The 21517-nt window shown below is 48.1% G+C and carries 15 protein-coding genes; 3 read left to right on the forward strand and 12 right to left on the reverse strand.

The features are described 5' to 3' along the window. Nucleotides 1-107 precede the first annotated feature (107 nt). From DESGI_RS12905 to DESGI_RS12920, 4 genes are all read right to left on the reverse strand, one after another. On the reverse strand, nt 108-1439 hold the full coding sequence (locus DESGI_RS12905; protein WP_006521835.1) for a (Fe-S)-binding protein: 1332 nt from the start codon (nt 1437-1439) through the stop codon (nt 108-110). A gap of 219 nt (nt 1440-1658) precedes the next feature. Continuing rightward, nucleotides 1659-3029 carry an FAD-binding oxidoreductase gene (locus tag DESGI_RS12910; protein ID WP_006521836.1) on the reverse strand — a complete coding sequence of 457 codons (1371 nt, stop codon included), beginning with the start codon at nt 3027-3029 and terminating at the stop codon, nt 1659-1661. Nucleotides 3030-3163: 134 nt separating this feature from the next. After that, nucleotides 3164-6232 carry an AAA family ATPase gene (locus DESGI_RS12915; RefSeq protein WP_006521837.1) on the reverse strand — a complete coding sequence of 1023 codons (3069 nt, stop codon included), beginning with the start codon at nt 6230-6232 and terminating at the stop codon, nt 3164-3166. Next, nucleotides 6229-7434 (reverse strand): exonuclease SbcCD subunit D, encoded by a 1206-nt coding sequence (locus tag DESGI_RS12920; RefSeq protein ID WP_006521838.1) that lies wholly within the window; start codon nt 7432-7434, stop codon nt 6229-6231. The genes DESGI_RS12915 and DESGI_RS12920 overlap by 4 nt, the downstream gene beginning before the upstream one ends. A 509-nt stretch (nt 7435-7943) precedes the next feature. Here DESGI_RS12920 and DESGI_RS12925 point away from each other — a divergent pair. Beyond that, on the forward strand, nt 7944-8240 hold the full coding sequence (locus tag DESGI_RS12925; RefSeq protein ID WP_006521839.1) for a hypothetical protein: 297 nt from the start codon (nt 7944-7946) through the stop codon (nt 8238-8240). Nucleotides 8241-8340: 100 nt separating this feature from the next. Continuing rightward, on the forward strand, nt 8341-9459 hold the full coding sequence (locus DESGI_RS12930) for an MFS transporter (protein WP_006521840.1): 1119 nt from the start codon (nt 8341-8343) through the stop codon (nt 9457-9459). Nucleotides 9460-9504: 45 nt separating this feature from the next. Here DESGI_RS12930 and DESGI_RS12935 read toward each other — a convergent pair whose 3' ends face one another. The 3 genes from DESGI_RS12935 to DESGI_RS12945 form a co-directional block, all read right to left on the reverse strand. After that, complete coding sequence (locus tag DESGI_RS12935; RefSeq protein WP_041284889.1) at nt 9505-10980, reverse strand: potassium/proton antiporter; 1476 nt, start codon at nt 10978-10980, stop codon at nt 9505-9507. A gap of 186 nt (nt 10981-11166) precedes the next feature. Beyond that, nucleotides 11167-13191 (reverse strand): oxidoreductase, encoded by a 2025-nt coding sequence (locus tag DESGI_RS12940; protein WP_006521842.1) that lies wholly within the window; start codon nt 13189-13191, stop codon nt 11167-11169. A 139-nt stretch (nt 13192-13330) separates the two neighbouring features. Next, a complete protein-coding gene (locus DESGI_RS12945) occupies nt 13331-13627 on the reverse strand; it encodes a zinc-ribbon domain containing protein (RefSeq protein ID WP_006521843.1) in 297 nt (98 codons plus the stop codon). A gap of 266 nt (nt 13628-13893) precedes the next feature. On the opposite strand from DESGI_RS12945, the gene DESGI_RS12950 reads away from it, so the two are divergent. Continuing rightward, nucleotides 13894-14205: a hypothetical protein gene (locus DESGI_RS12950; RefSeq protein WP_006521844.1), complete on the forward strand. Its 312-nt coding sequence runs from the start codon at nt 13894-13896 to the stop codon at nt 14203-14205. 128 nt (nt 14206-14333) lie between these two features. Here DESGI_RS12950 and DESGI_RS12955 read toward each other — a convergent pair whose 3' ends face one another. The 5 genes from DESGI_RS12955 to DESGI_RS12975 all read right to left on the reverse strand — a co-directional run bounded on the left by DESGI_RS12955 (nt 14334) and on the right by DESGI_RS12975 (nt 21125). Further along, nucleotides 14334-15845 carry a class I adenylate-forming enzyme family protein gene (locus tag DESGI_RS12955; protein WP_006521845.1) on the reverse strand — a complete coding sequence of 504 codons (1512 nt, stop codon included), beginning with the start codon at nt 15843-15845 and terminating at the stop codon, nt 14334-14336. 191 nt (nt 15846-16036) lie between these two features. Next, on the reverse strand, nt 16037-16897 hold the full coding sequence (locus tag DESGI_RS12960) for a 3-hydroxyacyl-CoA dehydrogenase family protein (RefSeq protein ID WP_006521846.1): 861 nt from the start codon (nt 16895-16897) through the stop codon (nt 16037-16039). Nucleotides 16898-17241: 344 nt separating this feature from the next. Beyond that, nucleotides 17242-18435 (reverse strand): thiolase family protein, encoded by a 1194-nt coding sequence (locus tag DESGI_RS12965; protein WP_006521848.1) that lies wholly within the window; start codon nt 18433-18435, stop codon nt 17242-17244. Nucleotides 18436-18536: 101 nt separating this feature from the next. Continuing rightward, on the reverse strand, nt 18537-20291 hold the full coding sequence (locus DESGI_RS12970; protein ID WP_006521849.1) for an acyl-CoA dehydrogenase FadE: 1755 nt from the start codon (nt 20289-20291) through the stop codon (nt 18537-18539). 54 nt (nt 20292-20345) lie between these two features. Continuing rightward, on the reverse strand, nt 20346-21125 hold the full coding sequence (locus DESGI_RS12975; protein ID WP_006521850.1) for an enoyl-CoA hydratase/isomerase family protein: 780 nt from the start codon (nt 21123-21125) through the stop codon (nt 20346-20348). Nucleotides 21126-21517: the final 392 nt, after the last annotated feature.

Below are 21517 nucleotides of genomic sequence, written 5' to 3' on the forward strand. Positions count from 1 at the left end.
AAACCAGTTACCATCAATTATAATCAAGAGCCAATTTTATGGCAACAAATGCCTCTTAAGTTAAATAAATAAGCTGCCGTTGCAATGCCCGAATAATTTTGTCCAACTTATATTAGCAGGTCCACCGGGTGTACCACCGCGATGCCGGCGTTACTGGCCTGCAGCAGCCGCGCCAACTGCAGGCGGCAGGATGGACATCCCGTAGCGACTACCCGGGCACCGGTAGCCAGAATACTTTTTATTTTATGTTCGCCGATGCGGGCCGCCAGCTCCTGGTGCTCAAGCTGAAAAGAGCCCGATGCCCCGCAGCACCGGTCCGGTTGGCTCATTTCCGTAAATTCCATGCCCGGAATACCGCGCAACAGTGTCCTGGGCTCCTCCCGCACCTGCATGTACCTGGCCAGGTGGCACGGGTCGTGATATGTGACAGACACCGAGGCATGGCCCGGCACTACAGGCGTATTTTGCACTGTGCCGGCTATGTCATTTTGGAGGGTGGCAGCCCGGGCATTTGCGCTATTTAACTGCTCTGCCCCGGTACCCCATTGAGCCAGGAACTGGCAGATATCCATAACTTTAAAGGGCAAGTCCTCACCCAACAGTTCGGGATACTTACTATACAAGGCCGAGCCACAGGTGGCACAGTCCGTGATGACCACATCCACCCCGGCGGCACTGAAAGCAGCTACGTTCATCCGGGCCAGGGCTAACGCATTCACTTTGTCGCCCGCAGTTAACGCGGGCATACCACAGCAATATTGTTCCGGAATAACTACCTGGGCTCCGGCCCGGGTTAATATATTGGCTACATTCTTTCCAGTTTCAGTATAAATGTACTGGCTTAAACACCCGGTAAAATAGCCGGCTTTAACTCTAACCCGGCCCGGCGGATTGATCACAGCGGGCAGCTGACTGCGTAGCGGCTTGTCGGCCATTACGGGCAGCAGTTGCTCCCTGTCTTTTAACGGACCGGGCAGTAAGCCGGTTTTTCTCACCAAACTCTGGAGCCCCCAACGCTGATAGATGTGTAACATACCGGCGGCCCAGGTCAGCCGGCCATTGTTTTTCAACAAATGTTGAAAAACATTTCTTTTAATAAACGGCAGACCCCGGCTGTCGACCAGTTTGTTTCTGGCCCGAAGTACTATTTCCCCGGTGTTTACACCATTGGGACAGTTTTCGGTGCACCGGCCGCACAGCAGGCAAAAGGATATCAATTCCCGGTACTTTTCCGTTGCCTCCAAAGTGCCGTTTAACAGGGCCTTATATAGCTGCACCTTGCCCCGGGCGACATATGGCTCGGCACGCAGTTCTTCAAAAACAGGACAGACAGAACGACACTTGCCACACCGGCTGCAGCGGGTTACCAGTTCAGCATCTAAAACCGTGGTACAGGCTAATTTTATGTTAACTGACTTATTATGATTTTTTGAGCACATTTGATATCAACTGCCTTGCTGGTTAGTTAGGTTATTCAAAGTCTTGCATCGCTTAGATAGGTGCCAGGTGTTGAAAGTTGAAAATCAAAGATTTTCAACTTTCAACACCTGGCACCAAAGCCTTGGCACCAAAGCCTACCTTTTGAGACACTTAATTGATTGTTATACCGCAGGTGGTTATTAAGGTGTTTGGACACTTTGCATACTGTTGGCTGCCGCCTACTCGGAGAAAATCTTTCCCGGGTTTAAAATATTATTGGGATCCAGACTTTTTTTGATCCTGCGCATGTAAGCCAAGCCCTGGGTGCCGAATTCCGCCTGCATATAGGGGGTTTTCATGGTACCAATGCCATGCTCTCCGCTCAGTGTGCCGCCCAGTTCCAGGGCCGCCTGGAAAATTTCCCCCACAGCTTGTTCCACCCGGGCCATTTCCCCGGCGTCGCGCTCATCGGCAATAATATTGGGATGCAGGTTGCCGTCCCCGGCATGCCCGAATATAACCAAATTCAGGTCATACTTTTCCCTGATTTGCTGCAGCCGTCTGATCATTGCCGGCACTTGCGCCCTGGGCACGGTGGCATCCTCGGAAATTTTAGTGGGCTTAAGTTTGACCAGGGCCGGGGACACGGCCCGCCTGGCCTGCCACAGCCGGTTCCGCTCCTCCGGCGTGCTTGCCGTTTCCACGCTGCGGGCCCGGTGCTGCAGGCAGGCCTCGGCCACTGCATTCACTTCCTCTTCGACAGCGGCGGGGCAGCCATCCACTTCGATCAACAGCACTGCATCGGCGTCCCGGGGCAGCCGGGCACCGGCATGCTCGACCACGCATTTAATGGCCTCTGCATCCATTATTTCCATAGTAGCGGGAATTACCCCGCTTTTGAATACGGCCAATATGGCGTCGCTGGCCTGCAGCAAGTCATCAAATACAGCCAGTACTGTTTTAATAGTCCCGGGCAGTGGAATTAACCGCAGCAGCGCTTTGGTGACGATACCCAGAGTACCCTCCGAGCCAACCATCAACCTGGTTAAATCATAGCCGGTTACGTTTTTAATGGTTTTCCCCCCGGTTTTAATTAAATCCCCGGTGGGCGTAACCAGTTCCAAACCCAGCACATAATCCCGGGTAACCCCGTATTTGACCCCGCGGGGCCCACCGGCGCACTCGGCAATATTGCCCCCGATGGTGCAAACGTCCAAACTGGCGGGGTCCGGCGGATAAAACAGTTCTTGTTCGGCCACCGCCGCATGCAGCCGCCCGGTAACCACACCCGGTTCCACCACCGCCACCTGGTTACCTGCATCGATTTCCAGTATACTGTCCATACCGGTCAGCACCATAGCAATACCTCCGTGGACAGGCAGTGAGCCTCCGCTCAAGCCCGTGCCCGCCCCGCGGGGAAATACGGGGGTATTGCTGTCGTTGGCCAGCTTTAAAATTTGGGCTATCTGCTCCGCATTTTGCGGTTTTACCACCACATCAGGCATATGAAAATGAAAGGTACCATCATAGGCATAGCAAACCCTTTCCTCCCGGGAACTAAAAACATTATGTTCACCAACAATTCTGCCCAACCGCGTTACTAGTGCCATATAATTATTCGCCTCCCCGGGGCCAAGAGCTACCCCATCTGTTACAAATTGTTGATTATAAACCACGCTTCAATGAAAAGCTGTCATCTAACACCTATGATCATTTTAATTACAACCCAGCCATGAAATGCATCTTACGGCAGTTTAAAGCACGCCGAGCTGCCTTTTTTAGTAGACTGTATTTCCAGCCGGGCGTCAATAATTTCTTTAAGCTCGGGCACGTGGGAGATAATACCCACCAGGCGCCCGCCCTTTTGCAGGTCCATCAAGGCCCGCATGGCCAAATCCAGAGATTCGGGATCCAGGGTGCCGAATCCTTCATCCACAAATATGGTATCCAAGTGCAGGCCACCGGCATAGGACTGCACCACATCGGCCAATCCCAGGGCCAGGGACAGTGAGGCCAGGAAGGTTTCACCGCCGGACAGAGTAGCCACCCCCCTGGCCACGCCGGTATAAGTATCAAAAACTTCCAACTCCAACCCCCCCGCGGCATTACTGCGAGCCCGTTCCAGGGTGCGCTGCAGGTGATAGCGCCCGCGGCTCATCAGCTTGAGGCGCTGGGTAGCGGCTACAGTAACATCGTCCAGCAGCGCTCCCAACACAAAGCGCTGAAAAGTTAATCCATATTTATTTTTACCATTGGCCACTTCAGAAAGGTGTCCCCATAACGAATACTGTTTTTCCAATCCATCAATTTCATTATACACACCGGCAATTGTTTTCAGCCAGTTATGTTCCTGTTTAATCAGTGAACGCAATTGGGTTTCCTGCTGCAGCGCATCATCTCGATTTTGTTCAGCCGCTTTCAAAATAACGGCCATTTTTTCCAAATCAGGCTCAGCTAAACCCGCAGCCCGCTGAAAAGCCCGGTCCCGTCGTTCCCGGGCGGCACCCAGGTTGGCATCAAATTCCTGAATTAATTTTTCCAGCCTTTGCATTTGCTCCGGTGTTCGCTTGGCCTGCGCATATTCCGTGGCATTGGCAAAGCCGGCTGTTTTTAGTCGTGCGTTAAAAAGATTCGCTGCCTCCGCGGCCCGGGTCTTGGTCATTTGCCAGGTATTTTGGGCCTCAGTTACCGCGGTATCAGCCTTGACTAATTCTTGACTTGCCGCCTCCGCAGCTTTCCTGGCTTGTTCCAGGCCGGCCGACAGCCTTTCCCGCCTGCTTATCGCCGCTTGCCGGGCTTTATTTAGCGCATGTAAATCGCGCAGCTCCCCGGGTATGTCGGATTCCCGCTCCCGCACCACCGTTTGGGCGGACTTGAGGGCCGCTCCGGCATCCCGCAGCTCCTTTTCCAGCGTTTCCAGTTTACCCCGGGCGGTTTTCTCCCCGGCCCTCAGCGTCTCCAGTTCCCTGGCCAGGGCTGCCGCCGTTGCTTCAGCCTGCAATGCACGGTTCCACATTTGTTTAGCTTCCACAGCGGCGGTCTCAAGTGCGGCCGGCTCAGCAACAGCCCACTTGCCCAGCTCGTTTTCCAGATCCAGAACCCTGCTTTCCAAAGCCGCTTGTTCAGTAACTAAAAGGTTGGCTTTATTTTTTACTTGATCACGATAACCCTCCAGGTTATTTAATTGCTGCTGCCGTGCCTTGACTTCTTCTTCAGTTGGTACGTGTTTGGTGCTCCTGGCTGGTGAGGGGTGTTCAAGGGAGCCGCACACGGGACAGGGAGTGCCTGCGATTAATCCCCCCGCCAGTATAGCGGCCTGTCCACTGTGCCATGCTTTTTGAGATACGGAAAGTTCTTCCTTGGCCCTGACATAATTATTTTCCGCCTGTCGGCAGGTTTGTTCGGCCAAAGCAAGGTTTTTGCGGATAGTGCCCAGTTGTTGGCGCAATGCTTTCAGTTTTTCCCTCTTATTATATAACTGCTCCATTTCCTTGCAGGTCGCTTCCAGCGCATAAGCCTGGCCGGCCTGTTTAACCGCATTATCGCGCAGTTTAGTTTTTTCTTCAATAGCAGATAGCTGGGCCGTTAAAAAAGCCTTGGCCCCGGTATAGGTGCTTTCCAATACTTTTGCCTGTTTATATGCCACCATAACATCACTGCGGGCCCGGGTGAGGGAATCCACCTTGCCGGCCAGCTCAGCCAGCCGGTTGACCTCCCGTACGGCCGCTTCCCGCTCCGGTTCTCTGTCCTTTTCCAGGGTCCAGTTCTGTATAGCCTTTTCCCTGGCCAGCCGGGCCTCTTTCAATTCAGCATGCCGGGCAGCCAGGTTTTTCTCCGCAGCGACAGATTCACTCCGGCGGGTCCATAACGTATTTTCCGCATCCACCAAACCGGCAGCCTGGCGGGCACCGGACAGTTCCTGCCGGGCGGCCTCCACACTTTGGATTCGCTGCTCCAGCTCCGCCACCGCGGCCAGGGCATGGTTTTGTTCATCAAGTAAATCCCGGGCTTTTTGCCCGGCGGCCAACTGTTCCTGCGCTTTCTTAACCGCTGCACGGCTGCAGGCCACCTTTTCCGCCATAGCCTCCAGTTCCAGCATATGGCTTTGCAGCCTCCGGTTCAGCTCGTCCGGGCCCTCTGTACCAGCCTGTTGCAATAGCCATTTCTTCTGCTCCTGGAGGTTTTCCAGCTTTTTTTTGAGCTCTCCGGCTGATTCTTTGAGGAGCTCTTCCACCAGACGATATAATTCAATGTGGAAGAGAGTCTCTAATATAACCTGGCGTTCTTTGGAATCCGCCACCAGTAACTTGCGGAATTCACCCTGGGGCAGCATCACCACCTGTCTGAACTGGCTGCTCTTGAAACCCAATAGATTTTCCACCGCTGCCCGGACTTTTATCCACCCGCCGGCCAGCATCGTACCCTCCCGGGCATCATTGGCAGCCCGACCGGTTATTTTCCACAGGGTGGCATCGGCCCGCATGGTTGTGGTTCCAACACCATGTTTTTTGGGGCGTTCCTGCTCCGGGTGGCGTTGGACTCGGTAAACCTCAGGCCCGACGGCAAAGTCGAAAGTTACATAGGTAACTGTATTCCAGTCTGCATGGTCACTGCGCATCTGTTTGCCCTCCCGCCGGGCACCACTGGTATCGCCGTACAGGGCAAAACACATGGCGTCAAGGATAGTGGTTTTTCCCGCACCGGTGGGACCGTGGATTAAAAAGAAAGAGCGGTCGCCCAGTTCCGTAAAATCAAGTTCCTGGACAGCGGCATAGGGTCCAAATGCGCTCATGACCAACCGCAATGGTCTCATACCCGCACCCCCTCTTCCCGCTTCGATATAAAGCCGCCACTCCAGGCCCCTTGTCCCGCCTGGTAGTCTTGCCGGTAGATCTGTTCTACTGTGCGGGCAAGCACCTTTTGCTGTTCCGGGGACAATTCTTCACCGGAAACCTGTTGGAAAAAGGAGGTAAACAAATCCATTTCGCTCAGGCGGCGGTGGTCGCCCCCCGGTCCACGCAAAGCACCGCCAGAGGTTAAATAAGGGCGCTCAATGTGCAATACATTGGGGTAAACTTCCCGCAGCTTGCCGATGGCATCCAGTATAGCACCCGAATCCCGTAAAGTCACCATGATATAATCCTCTTTGCTGTCCCCGCCGGGCGTTTCCGCCAGAATATCACTCAAATAACCGTCAATGCAGCGCACATCCCGCCGGGGAGATAAGGAAAGGGCCTCCCAGGTGACGTTCCCCAAAGCATCCAATTCAACCAGGGTGACCGATTTGTTGTGGGCTGCCTCGGAGAAGGAATATTTCATTAGAGATCCGGCATAGCGGATGTGCTCCCCCCCGGCCGCTTGGGATTTGTGCAAATGCCCCAGGGCTGTATAGTTAAAAGCCTGAAAGTGAGCGGCCGGCACCCTGTCCGCCCCGCCAATGGAAAGCGGCCGTTCCGATTCACTTTCCTCGCCACCCGCTACAAAGGTATGAGCCAGCGCTACTTTACGCCCCCCCGGAGGCACCCGGGATGTCCACCGGCCAACCACAGCAGCCATGGCACCATCGTGCTCCTGCACATCTCGCATTCCCAGGAGTTCCCGCACGACGGGTGGCTCGATATAAGGCACGGGACAAAAATACACCGGCCCATGGGCATCTTCAATTACCACCGGCACAAAGCCGGTATTCAACTGACCGGTTATGTAAAGACCCTGGCGGGCCAGCAAACGATGGCCAAATCCCAACCGCTGGGAACTATCGTGGTTACCGGCAATTATTAAAACGGGCACCCGGCAGTCCATGATTATCCGGTAGAGTACTTCATCCAATAACTGAACCGCTTCGTGCGGCGGCACGGAACGATCATAAACATCCCCGGCAATTACTACCGCATCGGGCTTAATGTCACCAACCAGCCTGACAAACTGCTCCAGAATATAAGCCTGGTCATCCGTTAAATGTACACCATGAAAAATACGGCCCAAATGCCAGTCAGCCGTATGTATAAACCGCATCCTTCACATCACCTCATTTTAATAATAAAACCATATCAAGGCAACTTGATTTTGAGCATTTCCCTTAAAACCGAAACCGGAGACTGCACTGGCCACTCTCCGGTATAAATGCATTTTTTAGCGGTATCCAGCCACCGCTAATTTGAACCTTTTACTAATATTTCGCCATTTTTTTACTTTTACCTTTTTATGAAATAACCGTCTTATTAATGCAAACAAAGATTATGCCCCATCTTGAGCACATTATTATATACCATTTTTACCCTATTGACTTGGTATAGAAGCAACAATACAATATAAGCAAACATTTGTTTGGGTTATGAAATAAGGAGGTGACAAATCTGGTTTTCGCATGATACGGGCATGACATGGGGCATGACATGGGGACGTTTCCATTGTCTTATCCTACGGATCTTCGCACATTTCGGTGACAATTGAACCATCCCCATGTTTCATAACAAATTACGCTAAGCGATAGCATGTTTTGTTAAAAAGCCAGATGAATAACTATGGAAAACAAGAACGTTTTATGGGAAAAGCACCGGCTTTACCTGCCCGAAATGCGTAAACGGGCCATCCACCGGTGCAAGAATTGTATATTTTTTGTGGCCATTAAGGGTAAAGAAGAAACCCGCCACGGCTGCATAGTACACATTAAGGCCTATGGTCAATTGGAAAAGCGCATTCCAGCTATTTTGCCGATTATGGATATTATTAAATATGTAGGACTTGAGGGACTGGGGGAATGTTTAAAACACGGTAATCCTGAGGCCCAAAGCTGCGGGAGATTCAAGTTAAAGGTTTAAACCATTCTCTGCTGCATAAAAGCATTAGAATAACCTTCTTTTAAATACCACCCATGTGCACTATAATAATGGAGTTGATAAAAAAGCGGGGTAAAATGATATGCAGATAAATTCTGTACAACTAGTTAGCATAGTAAATTTTTTTATGAACTTTGCCATTCAGGGATCGCTTATCTTTATTCCCCTCCTGGGTGCTCAAATGGGTGCTTCGGATTTTCAAGTAGGATTAATTGGAGCTTGCTATGGCGGCTCATACCTGCTGTCCTCTCTTTATTTTGGACGCCAATCCGACCGGTCGGGCAGGCTGGGCTTCGTCCGCATTGGGCTGCTGCTGTGTGCCATAACTTTTGCAGCCCAGCTGCTGGCCAATCAAATATTCACCCTTGCCCTGGTACGGGCCGGGGTGGGTCTGGCTCTGGGAGTAGCCACCGCCGCTCTAGTCGCCTACGCATTTGAGTCCGGGGCCAATATGGGGCGTTATAGTTCCTATGGGTCACTTGGTTGGATAGCAGGTGCATTACTGGCAGCTTATTTAAATAATATTGCCTATCTTTTCGCTGTCAGTTCCCTGTGCTGCACCGCTGCTTTTTTCATTTCTCTACGATTTCCCGGAGAAACCGGGGGTACTGCAACACAGGCAAGTGCCCCAAAAACGCAAATGCCCAGCTTTAAAAATGTTTTCAAGCGCGGCTGGCCCATTTACCTGGCTGTTTTCTTGCGTCACCTGGGAGCTGCGGCAGTCTGGATTATACTGCCCCTTTATTTTATTTCCCTGGGGCTGGATCGCTTTTGGGTGGGCATATTGTGGGGAATTAACTTTGCTGTACAGTTTATCGTTATGCGCCATTTGGAACGATTTAACCCCAATTCCATTTTTGCCTTTGGCCAAGTGCTGTCAATTGGTGTGTTTATAGCCTATACTTTAGTGGACCAGCTTTGGCTGCTAATGATTGTCCAGGTAATGCTGGGAGTTACCTGGTCCTGTCTTTATGTCGGTGCTTTACTGCTAGTTCTGAAAACCGGAGAGGATAAAGGAACCGCCAGCGGTATTTTCCAGGCCACTCTCAATCTTTGCAACGCCGTGGGGCCTTTCCTGGGCGGTATCATAGCTCATGGATGGGGTTACAACGGGGTGATGGTATTTGCGGCTGCGCTGGGAGCAGCCGGGTTAATAACAGCTATTCCCCGGGCACAAAAACAACAGCCAGTTCATCAGTAAATCAAATATTAATCAGGCTAGTGACAATATATCCTCATGCTTTATCTAATTTGTGACAGGAATCCGGCGATTCTTTTGGCGATCTTTTTTAGGAAGAAAAACTTTTTTTATACTCTCACGCTTAGCTTTAGGAACCATGACGTACAAAATATCACCTAAAAGTATTTTTGTACCTCCATATGGTGTAACAACCCTATCGTCGCGTATTATCGCAGCAATCAAAACATCTTTTGGCAATTCCAGATTCTGCACTTCCTGATCTAAGGCACTGGATTCTTCTTTAATTAAAATTTCCATTATTTCTGTATTGGTTTTACCCATGGAAACAAGTTCAAGGCTATGAGTAGGTGTTACCTTCTCACCCACTGAAAGCCCTAATAAGTTGGCTAAATAGGGAATAGTTGAGCCCTGGATAAGGGCCGAGGTAAGTACAACGAAAAACACCACATTAAAGATTAAGTTACTGTTTTCCAAACCAGCAACCAGAGGGTAAGTTGCTAGAACAATGGGAACGGCCCCTCTTAACCCCGACCAGGATATAAATATTTTATCTTTGAAGGAATAGCCCATTTTAAGTGTACTAATATACACCGCAACCGGCCTGGCTACAAAGATTAGTAAAGCTGAAATAATAATCCCCTGCCAAGTGATGTGTAAAAGTTCACGGGGGAAAACCAACAGCCCTAGTAGAATAAATAGTAGAATTTGGGACATCCAGGCAAATCCTTCATGAAAACGTAAAATTGGTTGACGAAAGGTTAAATCCGCATTTCCTACCCACAGACCCGCGACGTACACGGCAAGGATGCCGCTCCCTTGGAGCAGTGCTGTGGAACCATAGGTAAATATAGCAAACCCTAATGCTAAAATAGGGTATAAACCAGAAGAGTCAAAGTTGATTTTATTAATACTCCATACAGCCAGTTTACCCATTAAGATCCCCATGGCTACCCCAAAGCCCATTTGCCAAAAGAAACTAAAAAGAACCCCTAAAACGCTCATATCGGGCATTTGGATTAACTGAATAAAAGAAATGGTTAAAAACACAGCCATAGGATCATTGGAACCGGACTCAGCTTCCAGGGTTGTCTTTAACCTTGGCTTGATATTTTTATCCCCGAGAACCGCAAAGACCGCCGCGGCATCAGTTGATCCCACAATGGCGCCAAATAATAACCCTTCCAACCAGGTTACATCTAAGACAAATTTAGCAAAAATTCCAATTGATAATGAAGTCAATAAGACACCAACGGTGGCTAAAGAAATAGAGGGAAGAAGAACCGGGTGCACCTGATCCCATCGTGTTTGCATACCGCCCTCAAACAAAATCACAATTAATGCCATCATTGCACCTAATTGGGCTAAGGACGCATTATCAAAATAAATAAAATTATTTAGGAACATGCCCACGGCTACATATAGAATAAGTGAAGGAACACCCAAACGTGCAGAAAATCTGGTTGTAATAATACCGACAATAAGCAATATAGCAAATAGAAATATTATTTTATCATGTAATATTCATGGCTCACTCCTTTTTCATCTCATTATTATTATAACATAATAAGCTTTTAAATTCTATCATATATCCATAACCCAATGCATGAACAAAATGATCACAAAAACACTTACGTCTTGTTCTAATTAACCTGTCCTGGTGTAACGGAAAAAACAATGCCTTGCGGAAGCTCGCAAGGCATTGTTTTTTTACTGTAGTATCTGCTCCTGTTGCTGCTCCCGGTAGGGCTGCTGTACGGGGAACGGCCGGTATGGCCTGATGAGCGTTTCCGCCTGGGTGATGCGGTGCGCCGTTAAAAAGCCGTCGCTGATGGCGTGATTCAACTTACGCGGCCGTTTAGCATCACCTACCACAAACACCCGCATCCCCCGCTGCCTTAACTCTTCTGCCAGATGATTTAATGGCTGTGCCCCCACCGAGAGCACCACGTGGGTGCAGGGAAGCCAGTGCTCCCGCCAGGCGCGGTCCACTGCCACAACACCGTCGGGCTTGATTTCCCGCACATTAAAGCCGGTAATGGTATGCACGCCGGTTTTACGCAGCTCATCAAGGAGTGAATGCCGGGAGATGGGCTCCGTGTCCACGGCCAGCTCATCCTCCATTTCCACCACGGTTACATCTACCCCCCGGTGCTTTAGATAAAGCCCCGTCTCGCAGCCTACACTGCCGCCGCCTACCACAACCACCCGGTTACCCACTTCGTATCTACCGGCCAGCAGCTCCCAGGCCGTGGTAACGGTTGGATTGTGGACGCCGGGGATATCCGGTATCACCGGAGCCGCCCCCGTAGCCACTATGGCGGCATCAACGTTCATACCCTGGAGCATATCGGCGCCGGCCCCGGTATTCAAATGTATCTCCACGCCCAGTTTACGGATCTGGGTTTGCAGGTAGTCAATGGACCACCGTATTTTTTCTTTACCCGGCGGCACACAGGCCATGAGTATTTGGCCACCCAGCTCGGGCTGTTTTTCAAACAATGATACCCTGTGCCCCGCGGTGGACAGCACCCGGGCCGCTTCCATTCCGGCAGGCCCCCCGCCCACCACCGCAAAATGCATGGGGGAAAGGGTGGAAGTAATTTGCGGGTACTCCAACTCCCGCCCTGCCACCGGGTTTACCGTACAGCGCACATGTAAGTTTTTAAATACCCGCTCACCAATACACCAAATATTGCAGGTGATGCACTTTCTAATATCCTCAGTGCGCCCTTCCAGCGCTTTAAACGGCCATTCCGGATCGGCAATGAGGGTGCGGCCCAGTGCGACAAAATCAGCCCGGCCATCGGCGATAATACCTTCGGCCACCTCGGGGCTGCGGATGACACCCACGGTAATCACGGGTATGTGTACTTCTTTTTTAATATTTTCCGCCAGGTAAACCCGCCATCCCTCGGGATAGCTCATGGGTTCCAATATGGTGGACATGGAGGCGTATACTCCCGAGGATATATCCAGAGCATCCACCCCTGCATCCTGCAGCAGCCGGGCTATTTGTTTGGCCTCGTCAAGATGCACGCCGCCTTCTACAAATTCATCAGCACTCATGCGAAACAAAACAGGGAAGTTATTACCCAACTCCCGCTTGATACCCCGTACAATATTCAGAGGAAAGCGCATCCGACCGCTCAGGTCACCGCCATACAGATCGGTGCGCCGGTTACTGAAGGGTGAAATAAACTGGCCGATCAGGTAGCCATGGGCACCGTGCAGTTCCACGCCGTCATAACCTGCATTTTGCGATCTAATGGCGGCTTTGATAAACATTTGCTCAATATCCTTTATTTCCTCAACGGTAAGCTCCCTGGGCATCACCTGCAAATGGGGGTCAGGTATCGCTGAAGGGGCCACGGGCTGCAAACCGTAAGTATTTTCCGGGGTGGTCTGGCGACCGGCATGATGCAGCTGGGTGATTATTTTGGCACCGTGCTCTTTTACGGCCTCCACCAGTTCATTATGCCCGGCAATGTACGAGTTGTCGGCAATGCTCAACTCGTTGGCGATAGCATTGCCCTGGGGCGAATCCACACAGTTTATTTCGGTAATGATTAATCCCACGCCGCCCTTGGCCCTCTCGCGGTAATAATGAATCATGGCCGGTGTAACGGCGCCATTTTCATTAGCCAGGTTGGTACCCATGGGGGGCATAACAGTACGGTTGCGAATGCGCATATGGCCGATTTGACCTTCTTTAAAGAGATTGGGAAACCTCAATATATATTCCTCCTCTCAAGTATTTAATGGGTAGTATTATTAGTTGGAGGAATATTTAAACATAGTTTTTGATTATTTAAACGTACAACGCAAAGAGCCAGGGCAGCAAATACCCTGGCTCTTATTGGTATATTTTATTTTACCAATTGTTGCGCGGTTTGTAGCAATCGCGACAGTACACGGGTTTATCACCGCGGGGTTGAAAAGGTACCTGGGTTTCTTTGCCGCAGGCTGAGCAAACTGCATCATACATCTGGCGTCTTTCACGACCATAGCTATTGCCCCCCCGGTTGGCAGCCTTTCGTGCGGCACGGCACTCAGGGCAGCGACCGGGTTCATTGGCAAACCCCTTGTCTGCATAGAATTGCTGCTCGGAAGCGGTGAAAACAAAGTCGGAACCACAATCCTTACAATTTAAAGTTTTGTCTTCAAACATTAAAAAACCTCCTCTAATTGATTGCCCGTGCCGGGGATTAACAGGTTTATTCTTCCCCAGCCAACAACAATAGAGAAAGTACACCGTAATTCCAAGCATTTTATCGAGCTAGATGAATTATAACTTGAGTTTTAAAAATTTGCAACACATATCACGTTTTATCGACCATTATTACCTATAGACTAGAAATTTTTTTAAAGGAAATTTACGCTTTATGAATAATAAATTAATGAATATATATTTTATATTTACGAGGTGTATCAAGAATGAGCAATAATAATGAGCAAAAACCAGATCTGGTATTTAGGCTGGAATCACTTGAATCCCAGATTAAAGTTCTTGGGGAAGCAGTGTCCAAATTGCAAAAGGATTGCCAGTGGTACAGGAAAAAGATTACCCAACTGGAGGGCCAGTTAGCCGGTTATCAGATGCGAGGGTCCGAAAAACGCAACGTTGGCAGCGGTAAATGTAATGGCCTGGGTTACCTGCGCGGTGGAGCCCAGCGAGATAGATGTACTATCAAAGGGGAATTTGCCTGCACGAACTGCGGCGAGTGCGGTAAACATATTAATAAATAACTTATAGCCCGGTATAAAATGCTCCAATACAGGTAGAAGTAATAATACCCCAGGCAACAGGGCATTATTACTTCATTGGCCTTGTTTAATATTATACTACAATTTATCAATGCAACCGCGGTTTGATGTTATTCCCGCATTACCCTTTTAAGTATTTTACCTGTGGGATTTTTGGGAAAATCATCGACAAACTCAACTTGTCTGGGGGACTTGTAGGCCGCCATTCTTTCCTTGCAGAACTGGACTATCTCCGCAGGTTCAGCTTCGACTCCCTGCTTGAGCTTAATATATGCTTTGGGAATTTCGCCCTTTTCCTTGTCAGGGACACCAATGACAACCGCTTCAAAAACCTTGGGATGAGTGTATAACACTTCTTCTATCTCACGGGGATAAATATTGTAGCCCCCGCAAATGATCATATCTTTTTTCCTGTCTACTATATAATAGTATCCATCCTCATCGTATTTACCCAGATCACCGGTCTTAAACCAGCCGTCTTCACTCAAAACTTCCTTTGTAGCTTCGGGCATTTCCCAATAGCCTTTAAAGACCCCGGGACCCCTTAAAACAATTTCTCCAACCTCGTTTGGACCTAATTCTTTACCGTCATCGCCAATTATTTTAAACTGATAGCCCCATGCCGGCGGTCCGATGGAAGCTACCTTACCGTGGCCCAGGCGGCCAAATGAAACTGTGGAACTTGTCTCGGTGGAACCGTAACATTCGCAAAAGCCCACCCTGAAGGTGTTTTCTATTTTGCTGATATATTCCCCGGGCATTGAAGCTCCCGCGGATTGGGCAAATCGCCATGAACTAACATCATATTTTTCAGGGGTATACTCATTAAGCATGTAAATCCACATAGTCGGCACACCAGCATAATGGGTCACCCGGTATTTTGAAATGCTTTCAAGTGTCTTGTCAGGCATAAAACGTTCGGATACAACTATGCCGGCGCCGGCATATATTGGGCCAAGTACACTGAGAACATAAAAAACGTGACAGAAAGGTGTGCCGGTATAAAACAAATCTTGGTCGTTGACGTGTAGTACTCTGGTGCCGTTTAACCGGGCATTAGATAAAAAGTTATTATGGGTAAGCATAGCACCCTTGGGCTGACCGGTAGTTCCGGATGTATAGAGAATGCTCACAGTGTCGCTGGGTGCGCAGTCTACCATTTCCAGTTCATCTTTACCGCTTTCAATCATGGATGCAAAAGTAACCGCACCGGCAAGTTCCGTCTCGCCAACCGTAATTACGCGTTCCAGGGTAGGAATTCCGGGCAGCACTTCAACCACATTCAATGCAGCCTCTTTTGCGGCAGCGATGAGCACTTTGGCTTTGGAATTGTTTAAAATATACTTAATTTCCGGGCCCTTAAACATTACGTTGAAAGGTACTGCCACAGCCCCGATTCTGGCTATAGCAAAATGGGAAATTAAAAATTCGGGTGAGTTGGGAAGATATATCGCAACCCTGTCTTCTTTTTGAACCCCCATCTCCTGCAGGGCACAGCCAAAACGATTGATTAATTTGTTAAATTCCTCGTAAGTATACTTGGTATCCGTTTCTGTACATATAATTGCAGTAGCTTTTGGATTCCAGCTAGCATTGTTTTCGACAATGCTGGATAAATTCATATAATCACCTTCCCCACTATTCTTAATGTTCTGATTTAAACCGGCAATTCCCTACTAAATTTTTATTGTGACAGGCACGTATTACGTTTTACATTGGGCTGCAGTGTAACAACAAAGTAAATTAAAGAGCTCGTCCTTCTTTAAGAGCTATGTTTAATGGTTGCGATTGGCATTATCCGTGCAGCCGGGTTTTATTTTTCATAATCAAACCAGCCGGCCCCGGTTTTACGTCCAAAACGCCCGGCTCTGATTAATGCTTTAAGTGATTGGGGCGGATTCCAGAGGGGATCTTTGTGTTCCTGATACAGGTAATTCAGAACATGGTAACCGATGTCAACTCCGCCGAAGTCTTGCAATTCAAATTGCCCCATAGGGTGATTGAGGCCGAGTTTAAGGGCGGTATCAACATCTTCCAGCGTCGCCACTCCTTCCTCAACCAGTTTGATTGCTTCAATGTATTGGATTAACATGAGACGGTTGACCACAAAGCCAGGATAATCTTTTTTAACTTCAATGGTGATTTTACCCATGGACTTGGCAACCGCGGATGCAATTTCAACCGTATCATCGCTGGTGTAGTACCCGCGAATTATTTCCACCAGTTTCATCAGGGACGGTGGGTTAAAAAAGTGCATTCCTATGACCTGAGATTGTCTTTTTGTTTCGTTTGCCAATACCGTGATTGACATGGAAGAAGTATTTGTGGCCAGGATTGCTTCCGGTTTGCAAACGCTGTCCAGTTCTCTGAAAGCGGCTTTTTTCGCCTCCAAGTCTTCGATAATGACCTCAATCACCATATCTGCATCTGAAAAATCAGAAAACCCTGACGTGCATTTAATGCGCCCCAGCGCCTTTTCTTTTTGTTCAGCGGTCATTTTCCCTTTTTCAATGCTCTTTTGCCAAAATGCATTCATCCTGTCCACGGCATTGTTGACATATTTAATATCAACATCGCTTAGAACAACATCATAACCTGACTGCGCAGCTACCTGGGCAATACCTCCGCCCATGGCTCCGGCGCCTAAAACAGCAATTTTTTTAATCTCCACCATTAATAACTCCCTTCAAGACATGATGCTACAAAAAGTACTAAGATTTTAATTTACTTTGAATAACCCCCTTTCCTCGACAGGTTATTCCATAAAGGTATTAAAACTTTGCCACACCAACACATTAGTCCCATTAGTTATGTTAAATATAGACTAAATATTAGTACTCTCAATATCCCCCAAAGGATTGAATATGGTTTATAAAAAGGGTGAAAAAAGAATTAGCACCTATCAACCAGGTCAAAAAGAAGATCAAGAAGGCACCCCAAGGGGTGCCTATACTATACACAATAACAGACAAACCATGACAATTTAAGATATTATTTAACTATCTTAGATTTTACTTTTTAAGAAACCTTTACAACCAGAGCTGCACCGGTATCTCCGGCCGCACATCCTGTAAACAGCCCGTAACCACCGCCAAGGATAACTAACTCTTCAATCATTTCAATAATTCCACGACCAGCGGTAGGTCCCTGGGGATGCCCGTAAATAAGAGAACTGCCGTAATTATTGAATTTCATAACATCGACATTCAATTCCTTGGCCAAATACAAATCATTAGCGGCAAATGGGTTATGTGTCTTAATGGCCTTTACATCCTTAACGTCAATGCCAGCTTTTTCCAGAGCCATTTTCGCCGCAGGTGCCACGGCCATAGCCATATGAGCTTTTTCCGCGCGGGCAAAACCATAGGAAAGTATCTGTATTTCTATATTTTGATCATCACTAAGTTCTTTTGCTTTTTCCTTGGTGCATACAACAACCCCACAGTTGCCATCAGCCGGGTGGGTTTGGGCGCCAAATGAGTGCACCCCTCCCTCAATAACCGGTCTTAATTTGGCCAGTCCTTCCTTGGTTGTTGGAGATACACCTTCATCGGCTTCAAGCAATGCAGTTACCTTTTTATTCTTCTTATATTCCGCCGGGAACATGTAGCGCTTCTGGAATTTCCGCTCGTTAGCCAGGGCATCCTGGTACTGCTCATAACGCCTATATGCCACCGCATCACAATCTTCCTTGGTGATACCGCCCACCTTTTTAACTACGTTTTCTGCCGTTTGAATCATTGGAACTTTTCCATATGGGTCGTAGTTAAAGTTATCCATCATCCAGTTTTCCGAAATCACTTCTCCACCAGGGCCTGCGGAATTGGGCCAGATAGTGTGTGGGCCATTTGAACAGCGATCGGTCATAAGGCAAAATGCATTTTCATATTGGCCAGTCTCGACGCCCGCCGCCGCCTGGTTTATGCAGGTCGTGGATGTAGAACAGGCCTGTGGAATATGGCAACCCGGGATTCCATCAGCTCCTATTAGGGCAGCCGCCCAGGGGCCGGCATAAAAAGTATGCAATTGTCCGATGGTTTTCCCTAAAAAGAGATATTCAAACACTTTCGCATCAATGTTTTTTGCTGCCATCCATCTTTTGGCTGTTGCCGCCGCTAATTCAATGGCATTTTCATTTTGCAGGCAACCCTGCCAGCGGGCAAAAGGGGAACTAAAATATGCCCGGTAAGGAATAAAAGCCTTGGAGTACATAAATATACCCTCCTTATTTTTTATTTAATTATTTATTAATTACTTAATTTAAATATAGTAATAATATTTAGCTGTTTAAAGTGTGTGATGCTTTAAGCAAGTTACACCACATACTTGCCGGCTTCTGAAATAGCTGCGGCAATCTCCTGTCTAAGAGCTATGGTGTTTCTTGGAGTATACCGGGACAGCATCTGTAAATTTTCCAGCAAGCTGGTCAGCTCATTACCGTCAGCAAGGGCAGCCAAGGTTTCTCCTGCCACATAGACCATAACACCAAATGTTGAATTGATGTAGGCTTTAGCCATATTCATTTTAAGCTTTGATCCGGCCTCATCCTCATTAACCATTGATTTTTGAGCACGGAGCCAGGCGCTTTCCATTGCAAAGGTCATAATCGCCAAATCCGCCAGTTTGCCCAGTATTTCTTGTTGCTTATTCAAGCCGTCTCCATATTTCTGAAGCCCGGCATCTATGGTCAACAGGAATATTTCCTTTGCTGCCTGCACGAGGTCCACTTCCCCTTCTCTGGCCGGAATTCCGCTGGAAAGTTGGCCCCGGAGTCTTTCGATTGCTTCCTGGAGGGGCAAATCTCCTTTGGCCGCCCGGCGCAGCAAAGTAATGGGAATCAGGCTGCGGTTAATTTCGTTGGTTCCTTCAAAAATACGATAAACCCTGGCATCCCTGTACAGTCGTTCTATGGTATATTCAGAACTATACCCGTATCCACCATGAACCTGTACCCCTTCATCAACACAATACGCCACAACCTCGGTGGCAAAGACCTTGTTCATAGAGCATTCCAGGGCATATTCTTCTATACCCTTGGCAGCAACCCGGCCCCCGTCTTCACCCGAGGTATCCAGGCTATGCAGCATATTTTCAAGCAAACCTCCAGTACGATAGAGCATACTCTCGGCCGCGTAAATTTTAATTGCCATTTCGGCCAGTTTTTCTTTAATTAATCCAAAATTAGCAATGGGTGTCTTAAACTGTTTTCGATCATTGGCATAGGTAGCAGACAGTTCCAAGGCAAACTTGGCGTGGCCCAAAGAGTTTGCGGCCAGTTTATAACGGCCTAAATTCAGGATATTAAATGCTACTACGTGGCCCTTGCCAATTTCAAATAATAAGTTTTCCACCGGTACTTTTACATCTTCTAAAATTAGGGTTCTGGTGGAGGAACCTTTGATGCCCATTTTCTTTTCTTCCGGCCCGGTGGACAGTCCTTCGGAATCACCGTCTACAATAAAGGCAGTAAATTTATCACCGTCTATTTTGGCGTAAACTATGAATACATCTGCCATGCCGGCGTTAGTGATAAATTGTTTGGTTCCGTTTAAAATATAATATTTGCCGTCTGAACTTAAAACAGCCTTGGTCTTGATCGCCATTGCGTCTGAACCTGCTTCAGGCTCGGTCAAAGCGTAAGCGCCAATTTTTTCAGCGCTGACTATTCCGGGTAGATATTGTTTCTTCTGCTCATGGTTACCGAAAAAAACGATTGGCATACTGCCGATACCTGTTTGACCGCCCTGGGTCATGGCAAAGGAACCGGCTCGCCCCATACACTCGGCAATAATAGTGGAGCTGATTTTGTCCATTTCCATACCGTCATACTCTTCTGGAATATCGGCTCCCAGTAAACCCAACTCTCCACAAGCCTCTAAGAGTTCTCTGATTATACCTTCCTTCTTGGATTCAAGTTCTTCCATTCTGGTTAAGATGTTATCGGTAACAAATCCTGCAGCAGTACGGAAAATCATAATATGTTCATCGGTAAAATCCTCGGGAGTGAAGATATTTTGGGGATCGGTTTGACCGAAGATATAGCTTCCCCCCTTGGGCAAGTTGCTCAATATGGCCACCTCGCATTTTCTTAATGTCTGGATACATTTATGATTAAGATTTGTTTATTTATCTGTAAAATTAGGTTTCCGTTTCTCCATAAACGCCCCCATACCCTCTTTACTGTCGTCACTGGCAAAGGCAATGATAACATTTTGTATTTCCAGGGTCAGAGCGGAAGAAATATCAATATTTACTCCTGTGTTGATGGCTTCCTTGGCCATTTTCATGGCTACGGCAGGTTTTGAAGCCAGCTTTTGAGCAATTTTTTTGGCCTCTGTCATAAGATTTTCCAACGGTACTACCTTGTTTACCAAACCCAGCTTTTCAGCAGCGGCGGCATCAAAAATATCGCCCAGGAAAATCAGTTCCTTGGCCTTTGCCGCGCCGATAAGCCTTGAAAGACGCTGGGTACCACCTGCACCGGGTATAATGCCCAGGTTGATTTCGGGCTGACCAAATTTAGCGGTTTCGGAAGCAATACGAAAGTCACAGGTGAGGGCCAGTTCATTGCCACCGCCTAAAGCAAGGCCGTTGATGGCTGCAATAACGGGCTTCCCTAAGTTTTCAATTTTCTCCAAGGCAACTCGTGAACCCTGGCAGAATTTATATGCTTCCACCGGGGTTAACTTAACCATTTCGGTAATATCCGCGCCTGCTGCAAACGCCTTATCTCCTGCTCCGGTAATAATAACCGCTTTGATGGAATCATCGGCCTGCAGTTCGTCAGCAGCCTGATCAAGTTCCCGAAATACCTGGCTGTTGAGGGGATTCATCGGAGGGCGGTTCAGGGTAATGATGGCCACTCCGTCTTCCTTATTTAGCTGAATTACTTCATAAACCATTGACATACTCCCTTTCTATAGGTAATTACAAACTTCATCAAACATCCCGTCATCTCCGGACTAAATCTTAACCGTAATCATTTTGGATGTTTAGCGTAAATTCAAAGAGACCACCTCTAACCGGCAAACACAGCAACCCCAGGCGTTAATTTGAACGGAACAGGCAAACTGAGGCGGTGCTGCCATATATTACACGGGGTCTCCAGCGCCCTGATTTTATTACAAATTTTATAAACAGTTCAGCGATGTACTTTTAAATCACGACAATGACAACAATCCGGCCCAAAATAAATAGATTAAGCCAGAATTGATCTTATGTTAAATATAAAACAGTAAAAAAGAAAAAAAAATAGCTTAAAAGCATGGAAGCCAGGTTAAAAACGGGTGAAACA

Origin of the sequence: Desulfoscipio gibsoniae DSM 7213 (assembly GCF_000233715.2) — a bacterium.
Classification (GTDB): domain Bacteria; phylum Bacillota; class Desulfotomaculia; order Desulfotomaculales; family Desulfallaceae; genus Sporotomaculum; species Sporotomaculum gibsoniae.

Coding starts and splice junctions, on each gene's coding strand:
- DESGI_RS12915 (WP_006521837.1), bottom strand. CDS start 6,232: ATGAGACCATTGCGGTTGGTCATGAGCGCATTTGGACCCTATGCCGCT.
- DESGI_RS12905 (WP_006521835.1), bottom strand. CDS start 1,439: ATGTGCTCAAAAAATCATAATAAGTCAGTTAACATAAAATTAGCCTGT.
- DESGI_RS12950 (WP_006521844.1), top strand. CDS start 13,894: ATGAGCAATAATAATGAGCAAAAACCAGATCTGGTATTTAGGCTGGAA.
- DESGI_RS12925 (WP_006521839.1), top strand. CDS start 7,944: ATGGAAAACAAGAACGTTTTATGGGAAAAGCACCGGCTTTACCTGCCC.
- DESGI_RS12920 (WP_006521838.1), bottom strand. CDS start 7,434: ATGCGGTTTATACATACGGCTGACTGGCATTTGGGCCGTATTTTTCAT.
- DESGI_RS12975 (WP_006521850.1), bottom strand. CDS start 21,125: ATGGTTTATGAAGTAATTCAGCTAAATAAGGAAGACGGAGTGGCCATC.
- DESGI_RS12960 (WP_006521846.1), bottom strand. CDS start 16,897: ATGGTGGAGATTAAAAAAATTGCTGTTTTAGGCGCCGGAGCCATGGGC.
- DESGI_RS12955 (WP_006521845.1), bottom strand. CDS start 15,845: ATGAATTTATCCAGCATTGTCGAAAACAATGCTAGCTGGAATCCAAAA.
- DESGI_RS12965 (WP_006521848.1), bottom strand. CDS start 18,435: ATGTACTCCAAGGCTTTTATTCCTTACCGGGCATATTTTAGTTCCCCT.
- DESGI_RS12945 (WP_006521843.1), bottom strand. CDS start 13,627: ATGTTTGAAGACAAAACTTTAAATTGTAAGGATTGTGGTTCCGACTTT.
- DESGI_RS12930 (WP_006521840.1), top strand. CDS start 8,341: ATGCAGATAAATTCTGTACAACTAGTTAGCATAGTAAATTTTTTTATG.
- DESGI_RS12910 (WP_006521836.1), bottom strand. CDS start 3,029: ATGGCACTAGTAACGCGGTTGGGCAGAATTGTTGGTGAACATAATGTT.